Genomic DNA, 16506 nt, shown 5'->3' on the forward strand with positions numbered 1-16506 from the left:
ATCAAGCTTCTTTCCATTTGATTGAGCAGCCGATGGTTGGATGCTGTGGCTGCGGACCATTTTCACCAGCCACAAGCAGCTCCGCTGCAGGGATAAGCTCCTCGCGCGTCACCTGACTCTCATCCTTCCAGTAGTCATCGATACGGCCGTGGTAATGGAGCCTGCCATCAGCCCTGAACAGGTAGAGATCAGGCGTACACTGTGCATCGAATGCTTTCGCAACAGCCTGTGTCTCATCGGCCAAGTAGGGAAAGTTTATCCCCCACTCGCCAATCTTCTCCTGCATAGCCGCCACCCCATCGGCGGGATAATCGGGGTGGATATTCGGATTCACCGCAACGGTATTGATACCCATCTTCTTTAGCGTCGCCGCATGGCGAATCAGGCGTGGCCATACTGCAATTGCATAAGGGCAGTGGTTGCAGGTGAATGCCACCAGCAGCCCCTTCTCACCCATCTGAGAGAGAAGACTGACATCACTGCCATCCACATCATTCAGATTCATATCCGGCATCTCCCAGCCGGCATCCACATGTATCGAAGCAACCAGAGCCATACTTATACCCCTATATATTAAATAGATTCTGCCATGGCAAAACCTGCATCGTGCGTGCAACGGTAGCGACATAGGCGAAGACGCAGAGCGCAGCAATAAAACAGGTTCGTTTCAGCCATTTTCTGCGTCCATATTTCAATGCCACGGCACCGAGCACGATATAGGCCAGCAGTCCGCCAATCTTGGCCGCCAGCCAGTGTGAATCAAGTGGGGAAATCTCCAGAACAAATGCCATTAAGATACCACTGGTGAGAAACACCGTATCGACAGAATCAGGCAGTGTCCGCCGCAGGAAGCTGTTCTTCAGAGGCCGGCCGATCCACATCATGGCTCCGCGCCAGATAAAGAGTGACACTGATATCAGTGCACAGCCAGCATGAACTGGAAACAGAATGGAGATCATAACGTACCTGCTTGCTTAGCGATAAATGCGGTTTTTGCTGAGAGCTCGAGTGAGCAGGTCCATTTGTAGGCCAAGTTCAGTGTCTCACCCCATGCATAGACGCCATGTCCACGTACAATGCAGACCGGATGTTCAGCCAGAGTAGCCGCTACCCTCGCTGCCGCCTCTTCAAAGTAAACATCATAAGGCACCGTAATGACCGGCACCCTGGGGAAGTAGAGCTGGCCTTCAAAATCGGGTGGCACAAAATCTTCACCATTGAGTGTCAGCGCCACGGCATGCGGGCAATGTGAGTGGATGATTGCACGGGCCTTCGGGTTCTGGCGATAAACATCCCGGTGCAGGTTGGCATCACCGGATGCACCCACTAGCGGCGCTTCATCAAGCATGCAGCCGACAAAATCCATCGCCTCCAACGTATCGGCACAGGCACCTGTAGGTGTCACCCAGAACATATCACCATCACGGCCGGAGATGTTTCCGGAGTGCGAATCGTTATATCCATACTGCCGCAACCAGTGATAATATTTAACCAGTTCCTCACGACGATCCATGCATCCTCTCCTGCTCCGGGTAAAAATTCCGCTTTTATGTAACTTGCAGATTCCAAGATCTGTACTATATTCCATCCACATCGGCAATCCAGCCGGTTTTATTTAATCTGGGAGGAAATAATTATGAAACACATTGCACTCGCAATGGCTGCCGGCTTCATGCTGGCCTCTCCGGCTTTCGCCGGTGATCATGGCCATGACAGTCATGGTAAATCAGAGGCTCACGCTCCGGTTGGCGACGATGTAATCGCCGGTCAGCGCAAAGCACTCGCAAAAAGCACCGATGGAGCAGGTTTCGGCCCGCAGTCGCCACGTGATATTGATGCCAAAGCCGGCAACAATGCCCGTCTCTTCAGTTCGGCGCCTGCATACACAGAAATGAACCTTTGCAACATCCATTTCCACAAAAACGCTGAGCACAAAGGTGGCGAATTCACCACTTATGCCGGCAATGGCGATGGTCATGGCTACCTGAGTGGCTACAAGTATAACGGCTCACTGACTGCAGCTGAACTGGCTCCAGTAAAACATGAGATCTGCCCAAGTGCACATGGTGCCCTCTCTCCAGGCGATACCATCGAAGTTCACTATGTTCACTCAACTGCTGACATCACCCCTGGCGCAACCCTGGGTTCTTGCCTGAGCGAATCTATTGGTAACCCACAGCTGCGCGTAGAGACTCAGGTATATGTACTGGTTAACGACAAGCATGCGCTCGACTTCGGTAAACTGACCGCCATTTCAACAAAAGGTAAAGGCGCTCAGGCAACTGGCATCCCTTCCAACACCGGTGCACCTATTCAGTACACAGGCTCTACCACTGGCCCTGGCTACAACGAGAAAGGTTCTCCTTACCAGGTTTCCTGGAGCGTTCGCCCTCAGGTTGCCAAGGTTAACATCGACACTGTTGGCAAATGGTGCAAAGGCAACACCTTCAAGGAAGACCATGCACACGGCGTACGTAACCTTGTACAGAACCCTGACCTGCTCTCTGCAATCAAGTAATACCTGATTCTCTGGCAACAGGTTTTAAGCATAAAAGCCGTCTCCTTCGGGAGGCGGCTTTTTCTTTCCCTGTCGGAATCTCGCCCGACCAGCCCCCTTCATTCAGGGGCAGCTTTGCATCAAAATATTACTTGACTATTTTGCTCGGTTATTGTATTTTGATTCATCCAATTGGCAAAAAGTCAGAAGGAGGTAGAAAGATGAGCAAAGACAAAGTATTCACAGAGATCAAAAATTTAGAAAAAGAGTTCGAACACTTGATACGTGATGATGACAAAGTAACGACCAATATAATCATCATAGCGTTTGCCGGGGTAATGCTCTTCGTTGCTTCTCTTTAGAGCCCCAAGCCAGACGCAATATTTCCGGATAGAAGCGTTGGTTATTCATTCCACGGAACCATCCCAATTCAGAGGCCATCTATCTTCCAATTAAACATCAGGTCAAAATCTTGAATAACTGCTTGCTCATCCCTTCGGCTAGTACAGGTGTGGTTGCCAATCCGAAACAGATTAGACCGACAATCGGAATATGAATTCAGGCAAACAGCTTGCCCTAGTTGCAGGAAAGGGTCAGGCGTTGTCATACCTCAGATATTCAGCAATGGGCCACATCCTGTGCTAAACTAATGATATGGTGAAATCACTCTCCATAGTAACCAAGATCAATCTTGTCATCCTGCTGGTACTGGCAGTTACGATGTCGTTTATCTTCTACCTAGCTATTGAGGCAGAGCAAGCTCATGACGAGGAGATGTTCATGATGCAGGCTACAGGACTTTTCCAGCAGATTGAGATCGCCCGCCACTGGAACTCCCGACAGGGCGGCGTTTATGTTTATAAGAAACCCGGCATGAAACCCAACCCTCACCTCTACAAAACCCGCCCCGCTGCCGGCAAGGCACGAGTCATCGAACCGGAGATTACCGACAGCAAGGGGCGCAAACTGATCCTGAAGAACCCCGCCTGGATGTCCCGTGAAATTTCCGAGCTCTCCAAAAGCGAACAGAAGGTGATCTACCACCTGACCAGCCTTAACCCGATCAATCCGGATAATGCACCGGATGATTTCGAGAGAATGGCGCTGAAATCATTCGAAACTGGTAACAAAGAGGCACACAAATTATACCAGAATGGCGATGCACCCTTCTTCCGTTACATGGCACCTTTGAAGATCGAAGAGAGCTGCCTGTCCTGTCACGGCTTCCAAGGGTATAAGGTCGGCGATGTTCGTGGCGGCATCAGTGTCGAGATCCCAATAGCACAGCATATCGGCCATGCCGATGAGCGGATGCTTCGGATTGCTGCTTATGCCTTAGTAACCTACCTTATTCTTGCCCTGACACTAACTCTCACAGTGCGCAGGTTTGTATCGAAACCAATGAAAAAAATGATCGAATTTACCAATGGCCTAGAGATCGAAAATGAAGCGCTGCTCCCCTCCGAAGGCCAGAGTGATGAGGTCGGCATCCTTGCGCGATCCCTGTCAGAAACAAGAAAGAGAATTCAGCACCAGCAGATGACACTGCGGGAAAAGGCAGAAGAGCTCGATCTTTCGCGCCGCACCGACCCTTTGACCGGAGCCAATAACCGCCAGCACTTTATTCTGGAGATGCCAAAAATCGTCGCACGTGCCAATCGCGACAACTCACCGACCAGCATCCTGATGGTCGATATCGACCACTTTAAAGAGGTCAATGACACCTATGGCCACGCCATTGGCGATCGGGTACTGCAGCAGATGGTTGAGCATATGATTCAGGAGACCCGTAGTTACGATATGCTCGTACGATATGGTGGCGAAGAGTTTCTGGTGGTCATGCCTAATACGGAGAACCAGCATGCGGTTGTGATTGCCGAGCGTATCCGCAAGAGCATGGAGGCTTGCCACTGTGTTACAGCAGGAGATAAAACGGTCCTCTACACAGTCAGTATCGGCGTTTATACCACGCTGCAGGAGGAGATCGACCAGATGCTGATCAAGGTGGATGATGCAATGTACCGCGCCAAAGAGGGTGGCCGCAACAGGGTTCAGAACAGCGAGTGACTATTCAACTCATCTATCTCAGCTGGCAGTGTAATCCTGACTGAAAGGCCATGTGGAGTAACATTGCTAAGCTCAAGTGTGCCGTCATGCATCTCCAGCATCTCCTTAACGATCGCCAACCCCAAACCATGGCCTCCGTCTTTCCTTCTCCTGCGTGCCTGGTCAACGCGGTAGAAGCGTTCGGTTACCTTGTGAATATCCGCTTCGGGGATGCCTGCCCCCTGATCCTCAACAACAACTGCAGCCGCATCACCGACCATAGACAGAGCAACTCTGATCGTACCCTCTTCAGGTGAATATCGCAGTGCATTCTCCAGCACATTGGTGAACACCCGCTCAAAATCGTGCTCGGCAATAAGTACAGGTTTCATCTCATCACTCTGGATCAGTTCAATCGAAAGAGACTTGGCGAGAAGCCGGGGGCCAGGGCATCCTTCACCTTATGGAAAACAGACAGTGGATCGGAAGTACCGATCTCGTGCCGATTTGTAAATTCGATCTGATCCAGTGTCAGTAGTGAATCAAGCAGCTGGTTCACATATTTTGCCTCATCGGCAATGATTCTGGATGCCTCCAGCCGGAAGTCGGGGTCGTGGCCAAAACTCTCAAGACTGCGGGCATAACCGAGCAGTGAGGTCAGCGGCGTTTTCAGGTCATGTTTCAGGTTGGAAAGAAACTGCCGCTGCTGCCTCTCCTGTCTGTTTCTTTCTGTCACATCCATGCAGAGCAGTAGCGCCTGATCCCTGCCCAGAAAAGCAAGTCTTGGAGCAAGTACGTGTTGCCCCACCTCAATATCGGGGAGTTGAATATCACTCTGCTGAAGCTTCAACGCGGTTGAGAATGCTCGATACCAGTCAGGGTCACGGATAAACACCAGCATCGACTGTGGAAGCTCGGGGCCCACATCCATTCTGAAGAGTTCGCTAGCCCTGCGGTTTGCTGATATCACGCGGCCAAGCTTATCGACACGCATCACAGCCTCACTGACCGATGAGAGCAATACATCCAGTCGTCGCCCGCGATCTGCAAGAGACTCTTGCAGTCCACCGGATGCTTCGCTCAACCTGGAGAGTTCAGCCCGGCATTCAGTAAGCTCCTGCCGCATGCGCTGAGCAGATACAATCCAGACCGAGATGATCCCGATAATCAGTAAGATAAATCCGGCAATCATTCAGCGGGAGGAATAAAGCGATAGCCCATGCTGCGCACAGTCTCGACACATTTCTTGCGGCCAATCTGCTTCATTGCCTTACGCAATCGCTTGACCGTAACATCAACCGTGCGTGCCTCAACAAAGACGTCCCTTCCCCAGACATGGTCGAGCAGATACTCCCTGCTGCGGGTTTTGCCCGGCTTTTCCATCAGGATTTTGAGCAGCTTGTACTCCATCGGACGCAACTCAACACGCAAATCACCCTCAAACACAACAGGAGTATCCGGGTCGAGCTGAATTGGATTTTTAACCGCTGTTCCTTTCTCTACGAAACGGTTTCGCCTGAGCAGTGCCTTGGCCCGGGCCACAAGTTCGGCAGGTTCAAATGGCTTGGCGAGATAGTCGTCCGCCCCCTCGTTCAGTCCATGCACCCGTTCGGATGGCTGACTGAGTGCAGTGACCATCAGCACAGGCACATTGGCATGTGTCGATGACTTGCGAATTTTGCGCAACACCTTCATGCCGCTTGCGCCGGGCATCATGCGATCAAGAATCACCAGAAGCCATTTGCCATCGCGAATGCACTCCAGCGCGCTATCGCCATCTCCACAGCAATAGGTGGAGAAACCGGCAGCCTGCAGATGCAGGTTCATCAGCCGTGCGATCGACTCCTCATCCTCAACAATCAGGATGTCAGCGCCGTCTTTGAATTTATTTTTATCAGTCATCAACTCGTGATACTGAAAGGAGTGCTCACCAACCTCAAGCATCAGTAATGCTCCGCAGTTACAAATTCATGCATCTCTGCATATTCATGCTCGAACCTGAGTGCTTTGCTTGAGAGCAGGTGAAACATAAATCGCAACATCCGGTTCCCCAGTTGAGGCTCCTCCAGCGTAATAAGATTGAAGTAGGCCCGGTTTATCGTCAGCAGTTCCAGATCACTGGCTGCTTTCACGGTTGCAGAATGCATCCGCTGATCATCAAGGAAGGTGAAGAGACCAAAAAGATCACCCTCCCCCAACTGCGAATAGATATTGTTTCCTGGTGTGGAAACTGCAGCTCTGCCGGCAGTAATCAGGTATATAGTCTGATTTGACGGACTGTTTGCCTCATAAATTGTCGTTCCGGCTGCAATGTTGAGCTGTTCCATACATGCGAAAATCCGCACCGTTTCATCATCATCCAGTGCATTGCAGGCATGCAGATCGCGAAACCGGCGATACTGCGAATTTGATATAACAGATGCCTCAAAGGCGTAATTCAGTTGTTGTGTGCCCATTCACACTCCTCTCTTTCTCATCGTTTAGTGCGGGCAATATGAAGTGGGATTGTGACACCATCGTGACATCACAGCTGGCGAGAGGGCGCACGCATGAATTGTGGCAACCAGCTACTCTCTGCGCTCAATATAAGTTACATAATGTGGACGATCGTTTCAGAAACGCTAAACTGCCGCCCACTCCGCGAGGGAGAAATAGATGCATGTCCGTGCATGGGAGAGAATATATTGAAAACAACGATTAAATCTATTGCAGCGGCTGCAATGTTTGCAGCTGCAACCCCGGCATTTGCCGGTGGTGTAACTGTTGCCGAAGAGGGTGAGAGTAAACTGAAGCTGGAAGCACTGATGTTCCTGAACACCTACCACCAGAAGGCTGACACGATTACTGCAGCAGGCACCACTACCACCAAATCCATAGGTATGGCCGTTGACCGCGCCTACTTCACCGCCAAATACTTCTTCAACGACGACTGGATGATGCGTATTACGCTCGATGCCGGTAACGACCAGAGCCTGGGCGGCAAAAAACAGAACGTATTCCTGAAAGCAGCCTATGTTGAAGGCAAGCTGCTTGGCGATGCTGCAGTGCTGCGTGTAGGCCAGTCACATACCCCTTGGATCGATTATGAGCAGGGACTGTGGAAACACCGCTATGTCTCTCAGGTTATGACTGACCGATATAAATTCGACGACTCATTCGATCTTGGCCTTGGCCTGAAAGGCACGCTGGCTGATGGCATGATCAAGTACTTCGTCACCGAGACCAATGGCTCCGGTTACGCCGATGCCAAGCGTACTGCACACCTCGACCTTAATGCCCGCATCGGCATCTACCCTGTTGAAGGGCTGACCCTGGACTTCCAGTTCCGTGATGGCCGTCGTGCCACGCGTGTGTCTACGGTCTCTCGTGGCATCAAGACCAGTCTGATGCAGGCAATGCTCACCTACGGTACCGACGACTTCCGCGTTGGCGGAAACTACGTTGCCAACAAGGATAAAGCAGTGGGCACTACAACAGCCACTATCAGCCATGGCGGTGCAGTTAGCAGTGGTTATGGCTTCAACACCCTCGTTGCTGGTGATCAAGTGAAGAGCAATGCTTACGGATTGTGGGCATGGGCCAAGCTTCCTGCCAACTTCGGCGTATTTGCCCGTTACGAAAACATGAACAACAAGCTTAACGCTGGTGCAGTGAAAGAGAAGATGACCCGTTACATGGGCGGCATCGAGTACACCGAGATCAAGGGCGTGAAGTTTGCACTCGTGGTTGACACGAACAAGCTGACAAACCGTGCAGGTGTTACCACCGACTCCCGCAAGGATACCCGCTTTGGCCTCTACTCCGAGGTTAAGCTGTAAGATCCAAACTGCGTATCATCAAAAGGCCCGCTGGTTGCGGGCCTTTTTTTTTATGCTCGAACCAAGAAATCCGCAACCACACTCACCATGTCATAATGGTGTCACAACAATGTCATAACGATGTCATACTGGTCTCCTAGCGTGCGCCGCAACCCAAATAAATCACGGGAACGAACACACAGGAGACAATCTTGAAAGCAACAATCAAAACATTTGCTGCAGCTGCAGCAATGACCGCATTCGCAGCACCAGCCATCTCTGGCGGCGTAAATGTATACGACGACGGTGAAAGCAAACTGAAACTGGAAGCACTCTTTTACCTGAACAGCTATGCTCAGACTGACGACCGTATCACTGCCGGTAACAGCGTTAAAACCAAGACCGCTGGCTTGGCCGTTGATCGTGCCTACTTCACTGCCAAGTACTACTTCAACAGCGATTGGATGATGCGACTGACTACCGACATCGGCCACGAAAGCACCCTGAGCAAGAAGCAGAACGTTTACCTGAAGTATGCATACCTTGAGGGCAAGCTGGCAGGCAAGGCAGCTGTACTGCGTGTAGGCCAGTCTCACACCCCATGGATCGACTATGAGCAGGGCCTCTGGAAGCATCGTTATGTTGCTAAGGTGATGTCTGACACCTACAAATTCGACACCTCTGCTGACCTCGGCCTTGGCCTGAAAGGCAAAGTTGCTGACGGCATGGTTGACTACTTCGTTACCGCAACCAATGGCTCTGGTTATGGCAATGGCGCACGTACCGCAGGCGCTGACTACAGTGCACGCCTTGGCTTCCACCCAATTGATGGCCTGGATATCGACTTCCAGTACCTCAATGGCCTTCACGGCACCAAGACTTCCGTAACCGGCGCTGGTTCTGCCGGCATCAAGTCCAGCCTGGCTCAGGCCATGATCTCCTATGGAACCAAAGAGTTTCGCGTAGGTGGCAACTACCTGATCAACAAGGATAAGGCTCAATCTGCTGCTGCATCGTCAACTCACGGTGGCAATGCAAGCGCCGCATTCAAAACTGCAGCTATCGGGGACGAAGTGAAGTCTACCGGTATGGCACTGTGGGGCTGGGCGAAACTGTCTGACACTCCGTTTGGTGCATTCGGTCGCTTTGAGTCTCTGAAGAACCAGATGTCTACTGCTGGCGTTACCAACCCAACTAAAGAGAAGGTAACCCGTTATGTTGCAGGTCTGGAATACAGCCCTATCAAGAATATCACCTTCGCTGCTGTTGTTGACGTAACCAAGCTGACCAACCGTGGTGGTGTTACCACTACTACTGACAAAGACACCCGCTTCGGCCTCTACTCTGAGGTTAAGCTGTAAGTTACTCGTAACAAGTCAGTACAAACAGAAAGGCCGGGAGTTATTCCTGGCCTTTTTTTTATACGCTTAAAAAGTAAACCACACCAACGCAATTCAATCCTTTGTGACATCTGTGTGACAACCGTGACCTGATTGTGACACGCGCCTATCCCAGCATATTTGTCACATACCTGACATAAATCACAAACAGTATTCGGTCCGTTAACAATAAACAAAAGGACGGGTCTGTAGCCCTAACCTTTCAAAAATACATGACCTCTATCAAGAATAGGAGTACAACCTCAAATGAAGAAAATCATCCTGGCAACCACAGCACTGCTGATTGGCGCCAATGCAGCACAGGCTGGCGGCGACCAGACTCACATCGTCGGTTCATCCACCGTTTACCCATTCTCCAGCTACGTGGCTGAAGAGCTGGGTGCTACCACCAAGTTCAAGACCCCCGTTGTTGAGTCCACCGGTTCCGGCGGCGGCATGAAGCTGTTCTGCGCTGGCAATGGCATGGACACCCCTGATATCACCAACGCTTCACGTCGCATGAAAGAGAAGGAATATGCAACTTGCCAGAAGAATGGCGTTAAACACATCACTGAAGTTGTTGTAGGTTACGACGGTATTGCACTGGCTCAGAGCACAGATGCAGCTCCAATGAACCTGACCCGTAAGCAGATTCTGCTTGCTGTTGCTGCAGAGGTTCCTAATAAAGAGGGCACTGCCCTGATTGCCAACCCTTACCACTTCTGGAATGAAATCGACTCCAGTCTGCCGCACCGCAAGATCACCTTCTACGGCCCTCCAACCTCATCCGGTACCCGCGATGCATTTGAAGACCTGACCATGAAGGCTGTTGCCAAGAAGATGGATGTATATACCAATCTCTACAAGGCTGATCAGAAAGCGAACAAGAAGTACAAAAAGTATCATGAAGTTCGTCAGGACGGCGTTTATGTTCCATCCGGTGAAAATGACAACCTGATCGTTCAGAAGTTGACCAAAGACGCTGATGCACTCGGCATCTTCGGTTACAGCTACCTGGCTGAAAATGCTGACCGTATTGCAGCTGCAACAGTTGCAGGCGTTGCTCCATCTCCTGAAGCAGTTCAGGACGGTTCATACAAGCTTTCACGTAGCCTCTACTTCTACATCAAGAAGTCCCACATCGACAAGGTTCCTGGCATGAAAGAGTACATCAACCTCTTCACCTCTGAGCAGATGATCGGTGATGACGGTGCCTGCACCGAGATCGGCCTGATTGCACTGCCGGAAGCAATGCGTGCACAGTACCGTGCGCAGGCAGAAAACCTGACCAATATGAAACCTGAAGATTTGAAAAAGAAATAAGTTCCATCCCAAATGATGAACTGGCCGGAGAATCTTCGGCCAGTTTTTTCTATTTTACAGATGTGTTATATATGGAGAAAAGTTTGTTCATTCTAGATAGACATACAGCAGGCCAGCAATGATATATTCTGACCTGTTTTTCTGGCTTTTTGGCGGCTTAATTCCCCTGGGAGTCACCGCATTCATGGTCGCGCGCAGTAAAGCGCTGGGCTCTGAGAAGGACGGCTCACGCCTGCACTCCCTGCCCGGTTATTACGGCTGGTATGCAGTCATCTGGCTGGCCCTGCCTGCGATGCTCAGCGGCATTGTTTTCAGCTTCACACACATGTTCGGCCTCTTCTCCATCCCGGCACCTATGCTGCTGGGCGCCATGTTCACCATTGGTGGCGCAGGACTCTGGTATGGACTTCGTCATATCAATGTGGACTTCCGGGCTCGTGAAAAGGTAGAGAAGGTCACAACCGGCATGCTCGTCATCGCTGCCAGTATCTCCGTTCTAACCACACTCGGCATTGTTCTCTCCGTCGTCTTTGAATCGGTGAATTTCTTTCAGGCCATCTCATTCTGGGATTTCATCACCGGCACCAAGTGGGAGCCTGATACTGCCTTCCTAATTGGCGCTGGCCGCGACACTGCGGGAATGACCCCACCTGCATTCGGCGCGGTGCCGATCTTTGCCGGCACCTTTATGATTACCGCCATTGCCATGATGGTTGCTGTACCTGTCGGCCTCTTCTCTGCGATCTATATGTCAGAGTACGCATCACACAGCGCCCGTGGCAGGCTCAAGCCGATGCTGGAGATTCTGGCTGGCATCCCTACCGTGGTTTATGGCTTCTTCGCAGCCATTACCGTCAGCCCGCTGATCGTAAAAGCCGCCCATGCCTTAGGTCTGGAAGCCGATTACACCAATGCACTGGCACCGGGTTTAATCATGGGTGTAATGATTATCCCGTTTGTCTCATCGCTCTCCGATGATGTTATCACTGCCGTTCCACAAGGTTTGCGCGATGGTTCATTGGCACTCGGCACCACCAAAGCTGAAACCATTCGCCATATTGTACTGCCGGCCGCGCTTCCAGGCATCGTAGCCGCCTTCCTGCTGGCCACGTCCCGTGCCATTGGTGAAACCATGATTGTGGTGATGGCAGCTGGCCTGCGTCCAAACCTGACTGCCAATCCGCTGGAAGGGATTACCACAGTTACCGTAAAGATCGTGGAAGCTCTGACCGGTGATCAGGAATTTGACTCCGCCTTTACTCAGTCGGCTTTTGCCCTCGGCTTTGTACTACTGCTGATCACACTGGTTCTGAATATTGTCTCAAGCATTGTCGTACGCAAATTCAAGCAGAGGTACGAATAAGATGTCCCAGAATAAATTTCAAGCCGATGCCCGCAAACGCAAACGTGACAGGGCTGACAAACGTTTCAAATTCTACGGTTTTGCTGCCATCACCTTCGCCCTGGCATTCCTTGTCTTCTTTTTCGTAGACATCATCGGCAAGGGTTTGCCTGCCTTCCAGCAGGCGGAGATCAAGGTCAACGTTCACTACAGTGAAGCGACCATGAACAACTACAACAACGCCGTCGACAGACAATATAAGACACTGGTCAGTAAGACTTGGCTGCGTCTGGTGCCCAACCAGATGCGCGACAACCCTGAGTTGATGGGGGTGGATCGTGAGGAGTGGGTACTGGCAGAGAATCGTGTTGATCAGTTCCTCAAAGGCAACGATGGGCACCGCCTGAAAACAAAGTATCAGAAGCTGATCAACCAGATGCAGAAAGATGGGACCGTTCGCCTTGTCTTCAACACCGGTTTTTTCAGCAAGGGTGACTCAAAACTGCCGGAGAATGCAGGCATTCTCGCTTCAGCAATTGGCTCAATACTGGTGCTACTGCTGACCATGTTATTCGCTGTACCTATCGGCGTGATGACAGCCATCTATCTGGAGGAGTTTGCCCCGGATAACAAGCTCACCCAGATCATCGAGGTGAATATCAATAACCTGGCAGCCATCCCATCAATTCTTTACGGCCTGCTAGGGCTGGCAATCTTTATCAATTTCATGGGCGTACCACGATCATCCGCTCTGGTGGGTGGCCTCACCCTGGCCTTGATGACACTACCGGTGATCATCATTGCCACCCGAGCTGCGTTGCGTGCTGTGCCTGACTCAATCCGCGAAGCTGCATACGGGCTAGGTGCATCCAGCCTGCAGGTTGTTTGGCATCATGTACTGCCACTGGCAATGCCGGGTATCCTGACCGGCTCGATTATCGGTCTTGCCCAGGCCATGGGCGAAACCGCCCCGCTGCTGATTGTCGGCATGATGGCCTATATCCCCGAGGCGCCGGGGTCTATCTTTGAAGCAACGACAGTGCTGCCTGCCCAGATCTATACCTGGTCATCGGAATCACTGCGCGCTTTTGAAGAGAGAACTGCTGCAGGCATAATGGTGCTGCTGGCTGTGCTGCTGACCCTCAATGCAGTCGCTGTTAAGTTTAGAAATCGTTCTGAGAACACGTGGTAATGACATCATGAATAAGACAACCGTAGAAAATACTATCACCGTCCGGGATCTGAAGCTCTGGTATGGCGACTATGAAGCCCTGCACGGCATCGACCTGGACATCCAGAAAGGCAAAGTGACCGCATTTATCGGTCCCTCAGGTTGTGGCAAGTCCACCTTCCTGCGCACCCTCAACCGCATGAATGACCGCATTCCGGGATGCCGTGTTGAGGGTGAGATTCTGCTCAATGGCCAGGATATCTATGCCCCATCTGTTGATGTTGTGCAGCTGCGAAGCTACGTCGGCATGGTTTTCCAGAAACCCAACCCGTTCCCCAAGAGTATTTATGAAAATGTTGCGTATGCCCCGCGCATTCACGGCATGGTCAAAGATGGCCCTGAGATGGATGAGCTGGTCGAGTCTGCCCTCAGACGCGCCAGCATCTGGGACGAGGTAAAGGATAAACTGCAGCAGCCGGGCACCGCCCTCTCCGGTGGCCAGCAGCAGCGTCTCTGCATCGCCCGCACAATTGCTGTGAAACCTGAAGTGATCCTGATGGATGAACCATGTTCTGCGCTAGACCCAATCGCCACAGCCAAGATTGAAGAGCTGATGGATGAGCTGAAAGAGGAGTACACTATCGTCATTGTAACCCACAATATGCAGCAGGCAGCGCGTGTTTCCGATTACACCGCTTACTTCTACCTTGGCGATTTGATGGAGTTCAACGACACCCACACCATTTTCACAGCTCCTGCGAACCAGAAGACTGAAGACTATATTACCGGCCGCTTTGGATAAGGAATGATTATGAAAACACACACGATTAAACGATTTGAAGATGAAATGAACGAGTTAAAAGAGAAGGTGCTCGCCATGGGTGGCCTGGTTGAGAAGGCCACCAAGCGCTCCATGAACTCACTGATCAAACATGATACCAAACGCGCCTACAAGGTTATTGAACGTGATCAGGCGATTAATGCTCTGGAGATAGAGATTGATGAGATGACCCGCACCATACTGGCTCTGCGTCAGCCTGCCGCCAGTGACCTGCGTTTTGTCATGACAACTATCAAGGTGGTGACTGATCTTGAGCGCATGGGTGACCTGGCCGAAGGTATTGCCGAGCTCATGCTGGAGACTCAGGAGCACCCGTTGATTCATGTATCTTCACTGGAATCCCTTTCCGATCAGGTGTTCACCCAGACAGCTTTAGCACTCAATGCCTTTGCCAAAGCTGACCTTGATGCAGCCATCGCCTGCCTGCAAAACCATGATAAAGTTAACGGTAAATTCAAATCGATGCAGCGAGAATACCTCACCTATATGATGGAGGATGCACGCCAGATCACAGCCGGTCTGATCTCCACCAATATTGCAAGAAACCTGCAACGCATTGGTGATCATGCCGTTAATATTGCCGAGATGGTGATCTATATGATTAAAGGCCGCGATGTCCGCCATATTGATCACTCTGAAGCCGCTGCCCTGGTTACCGGAAACCAGCAGAAATAAGATTTCTAAAAAGTTCTGATAAAAAAAAGCAGGGGCATAAAACCCCTGCTTTTCTTTTCTCCCCTCCACTTCCTCTGCTTCTAAATATGAAACAAATAACGCGCCTGTACGATTTTTCCACCCCATGATTAATATTTCATAACATGGGGTGGAAAATTCAATGTGCGTTAGCTGAATGCGCCTTTGAAGAAGAAGAAGAACAGAATTGACAGAATAGCACCTGCCGGAAGCGTGATGATCCATGACAGGAAGATCGTCTGGATCACACCCATATTCAAAGCACCAATACCACGTGCCAGACCAACACCGATCACCGCCCCCACCAGTGTATGGGTAGTGGAGATCGGCAGACCTGTGCCGGAAGCCACAACAACGGTCGTAGCTGCAGCAAGTGTTGCGGCAAAGCCGCGACTTGGAGTCAGCTCACTGATACCGGAACCAACTGTTGCAATCACCTTATGTCCGTAAGTCGCCAGACCAAAGACAATACCGCCGCCACCAAGCAGAAGAATCCATACAGGCGTTGCTGATTTAGAGGCAATTTCACCGGCACTACTAACAATGCCGACAACGGCTGCAACCGGACCAATAGCATTGGCCACATCGTTGGAGCCGTGGGCAAAGGCCATAGCAATAGCCGTGAAGATCATCAATACACCGAAGATCTTCTCCATATTGGTATAATGGAACTTCTTATCCTCTTTCTTGGAGAACTTCAGTCGCTTGATCATGAATGTGCCGATAACCGCAAAAATCACACCAATAAGCGCAGCGTAAATCATATTCTGGTCAAACGGCAGCTTCACACCGACATGTTTCAGACCTTTGAGCAGGGTCACCATCGCCATGATAAAACCAACCAGGAAGATGTAATAAGGTACATACTTCTTGGCTTTTTCAAGTGGGTCTTCAGTATCAATAATCAATTTCTGGATACTTCTGAACAGGGCAAAGCCGATTGCACCAGCCATAAGCGGAGAAGTAACCCAGCTCAGTGCGATGGTACCTACCTTGCCCCACTGCACAGCCTCCATGCCGATACCGACAGCGCCGAAACCGACGATGGCACCGACAATGGAGTGAGTAGTAGAGACAGGCCAGCCCATGCGGGTAGCAACCAGAAGCCAGATACCAGCAGCCAGCAGGGATGCCAGCATACCGTAAACAAGAAGCTCGGGCGTACTACCCAGTGATGAGACATCGACAATGCCTTTACGGATGGTTTTGGTTACCTCACCACCTGCAAGAACAGCACCGGCACATTCGAATATGGCAGCAATGATCACTGCCTGCTTAAAGGTCAGCGCACCTGAGCCGACCGATGTCCCCATGGCGTTGGCGACGTCGTTCGCACCGATACCCCAGGCCATAAACAGGCCGAAAACAACGGCCATGCCAATTAATATAGTTGAATTTGCAACAAGAATGTCCACGA

The 16506-nt window shown here is 51.1% G+C and carries 18 protein-coding genes; 10 read left to right on the top strand and 8 right to left on the bottom strand.

Annotation, left to right across the window (positions count from 1 at the left end):
• Window position 1 precedes the first annotated feature (1 nt).
• From Ga0123461_RS08700 to Ga0123461_RS08710, 3 genes are read right to left on the bottom strand one after another with little or no spacing between them, the layout of a single operon-like run.
• Window positions 2–556, bottom strand: a complete 555-nt coding sequence (locus Ga0123461_RS08700) for a thioredoxin family protein (protein ID WP_100277979.1) — start codon at window positions 554–556, stop codon at window positions 2–4.
• A 10-nt stretch (window positions 557–566) separates the two neighbouring features.
• On the bottom strand, window positions 567–959 hold the full coding sequence (locus Ga0123461_RS08705; RefSeq protein ID WP_100277980.1) for a SirB2 family protein: 393 nt from the start codon (window positions 957–959) through the stop codon (window positions 567–569).
• Window positions 956–1513 (bottom strand): class II aldolase/adducin family protein, encoded by a 558-nt coding sequence (locus Ga0123461_RS08710; RefSeq protein ID WP_100277981.1) that lies wholly within the window; start codon window positions 1511–1513, stop codon window positions 956–958. The genes Ga0123461_RS08705 and Ga0123461_RS08710 overlap by 4 nt, the downstream gene beginning before the upstream one ends.
• 123 nt (window positions 1514–1636) lie before the next feature.
• Here Ga0123461_RS08710 and Ga0123461_RS08715 point away from each other — a divergent pair, with 123 nt between their 5' ends.
• The 3 genes from Ga0123461_RS08715 (at window position 1637) to Ga0123461_RS08720 (ending at window position 4564) form a co-directional block, all read left to right on the top strand.
• Window positions 1637–2518, top strand: coding sequence for a delta-class carbonic anhydrase (locus tag Ga0123461_RS08715; protein WP_100277982.1), 882 nt, complete (start codon window positions 1637–1639; stop codon window positions 2516–2518).
• Between the two features lie 200 nt (window positions 2519–2718).
• Window positions 2719–2859, top strand: coding sequence for a hypothetical protein (locus Ga0123461_RS12370; RefSeq protein WP_157819296.1), 141 nt, complete (start codon window positions 2719–2721; stop codon window positions 2857–2859).
• A 292-nt stretch (window positions 2860–3151) separates the two neighbouring features.
• Complete coding sequence (locus tag Ga0123461_RS08720; RefSeq protein ID WP_100277983.1) at window positions 3152–4564, top strand: diguanylate cyclase; 1413 nt, start codon at window positions 3152–3154, stop codon at window positions 4562–4564.
• Here the strand turns inward: Ga0123461_RS08720 and Ga0123461_RS08725 are convergent.
• Genes Ga0123461_RS08725 through Ga0123461_RS08740 form a run of 4 tightly spaced genes read right to left on the bottom strand, consistent with a single transcriptional unit; the run spans window position 4549 to window position 6999 of the window.
• The gene (locus tag Ga0123461_RS08725; protein ID WP_100277984.1) at window positions 4549–4935 is read right to left on the bottom strand and encodes a sensor histidine kinase; all 387 of its coding nucleotides are present in this window, start codon (window positions 4933–4935) and stop codon (window positions 4549–4551) included. The two genes, Ga0123461_RS08720 and Ga0123461_RS08725, sit on opposite strands and share 16 nt — an antisense overlap.
• Window positions 4936–4949: 14 nt before the next feature.
• Window positions 4950–5735 carry a histidine kinase dimerization/phospho-acceptor domain-containing protein gene (locus Ga0123461_RS08730; protein ID WP_100277985.1) on the bottom strand — a complete coding sequence of 262 codons (786 nt, stop codon included), beginning with the start codon at window positions 5733–5735 and terminating at the stop codon, window positions 4950–4952.
• Entirely contained in the window at window positions 5732–6487 is a 756-nt protein-coding gene (locus Ga0123461_RS08735) for a response regulator (RefSeq protein ID WP_100277986.1), read from the bottom strand. Before Ga0123461_RS08735 ends, Ga0123461_RS08730 begins: the two co-directional genes overlap by 4 nt.
• Entirely contained in the window at window positions 6487–6999 is a 513-nt protein-coding gene (locus Ga0123461_RS08740; RefSeq protein ID WP_100277987.1) for a Crp/Fnr family transcriptional regulator, read from the bottom strand. The genes Ga0123461_RS08735 and Ga0123461_RS08740 overlap by 1 nt, the downstream gene beginning before the upstream one ends.
• Window positions 7000–7227: 228 nt before the next feature.
• Here Ga0123461_RS08740 and Ga0123461_RS08745 point away from each other — a divergent pair, with 228 nt between their 5' ends.
• The 7 genes from Ga0123461_RS08745 to phoU all read left to right on the top strand — a co-directional run bounded on the left by Ga0123461_RS08745 (window position 7228) and on the right by phoU (window position 15071).
• Window positions 7228–8361: a hypothetical protein gene (locus Ga0123461_RS08745; RefSeq protein WP_198507044.1), complete on the top strand. Its 1134-nt coding sequence runs from the start codon at window positions 7228–7230 to the stop codon at window positions 8359–8361.
• A gap of 191 nt (window positions 8362–8552) precedes the next feature.
• Window positions 8553–9701, top strand: a complete 1149-nt coding sequence (locus tag Ga0123461_RS08750) for a hypothetical protein (protein WP_198507045.1) — start codon at window positions 8553–8555, stop codon at window positions 9699–9701.
• A gap of 285 nt (window positions 9702–9986) precedes the next feature.
• Window positions 9987–11042: a substrate-binding domain-containing protein gene (locus Ga0123461_RS08755; protein ID WP_100277989.1), complete on the top strand. Its 1056-nt coding sequence runs from the start codon at window positions 9987–9989 to the stop codon at window positions 11040–11042.
• Window positions 11043–11160: 118 nt separating this feature from the next.
• Window positions 11161–12405 carry a phosphate ABC transporter permease subunit PstC gene (pstC, locus tag Ga0123461_RS08760; RefSeq protein WP_100277990.1) on the top strand — a complete coding sequence of 415 codons (1245 nt, stop codon included), beginning with the start codon at window positions 11161–11163 and terminating at the stop codon, window positions 12403–12405.
• A 1-nt stretch (window position 12406) separates the two neighbouring features.
• Window positions 12407–13576 (top strand): phosphate ABC transporter permease PstA, encoded by a 1170-nt coding sequence (pstA, locus tag Ga0123461_RS08765; protein WP_100277991.1) that lies wholly within the window; start codon window positions 12407–12409, stop codon window positions 13574–13576.
• Between the two features lie 7 nt (window positions 13577–13583).
• Window positions 13584–14357 (top strand): phosphate ABC transporter ATP-binding protein PstB, encoded by a 774-nt coding sequence (pstB, locus tag Ga0123461_RS08770; protein ID WP_198507046.1) that lies wholly within the window; start codon window positions 13584–13586, stop codon window positions 14355–14357.
• 9 nt (window positions 14358–14366) lie between these two features.
• Complete coding sequence (phoU, locus tag Ga0123461_RS08775; protein WP_100278762.1) at window positions 14367–15071, top strand: phosphate signaling complex protein PhoU; 705 nt, start codon at window positions 14367–14369, stop codon at window positions 15069–15071.
• Between the two features lie 167 nt (window positions 15072–15238).
• Here phoU and Ga0123461_RS08780 read toward each other — a convergent pair whose 3' ends face one another.
• The gene (locus Ga0123461_RS08780; RefSeq protein ID WP_100277993.1) at window positions 15239–16504 is read right to left on the bottom strand and encodes an inorganic phosphate transporter; all 1266 of its coding nucleotides are present in this window, start codon (window positions 16502–16504) and stop codon (window positions 15239–15241) included.
• Between the last annotated feature and the right edge of the window lie 2 nt (window positions 16505–16506).

The organism is Mariprofundus aestuarium (assembly GCF_002795805.1).
Taxonomy (GTDB): domain Bacteria; phylum Pseudomonadota; class Zetaproteobacteria; order Mariprofundales; family Mariprofundaceae; genus Mariprofundus; species Mariprofundus aestuarium.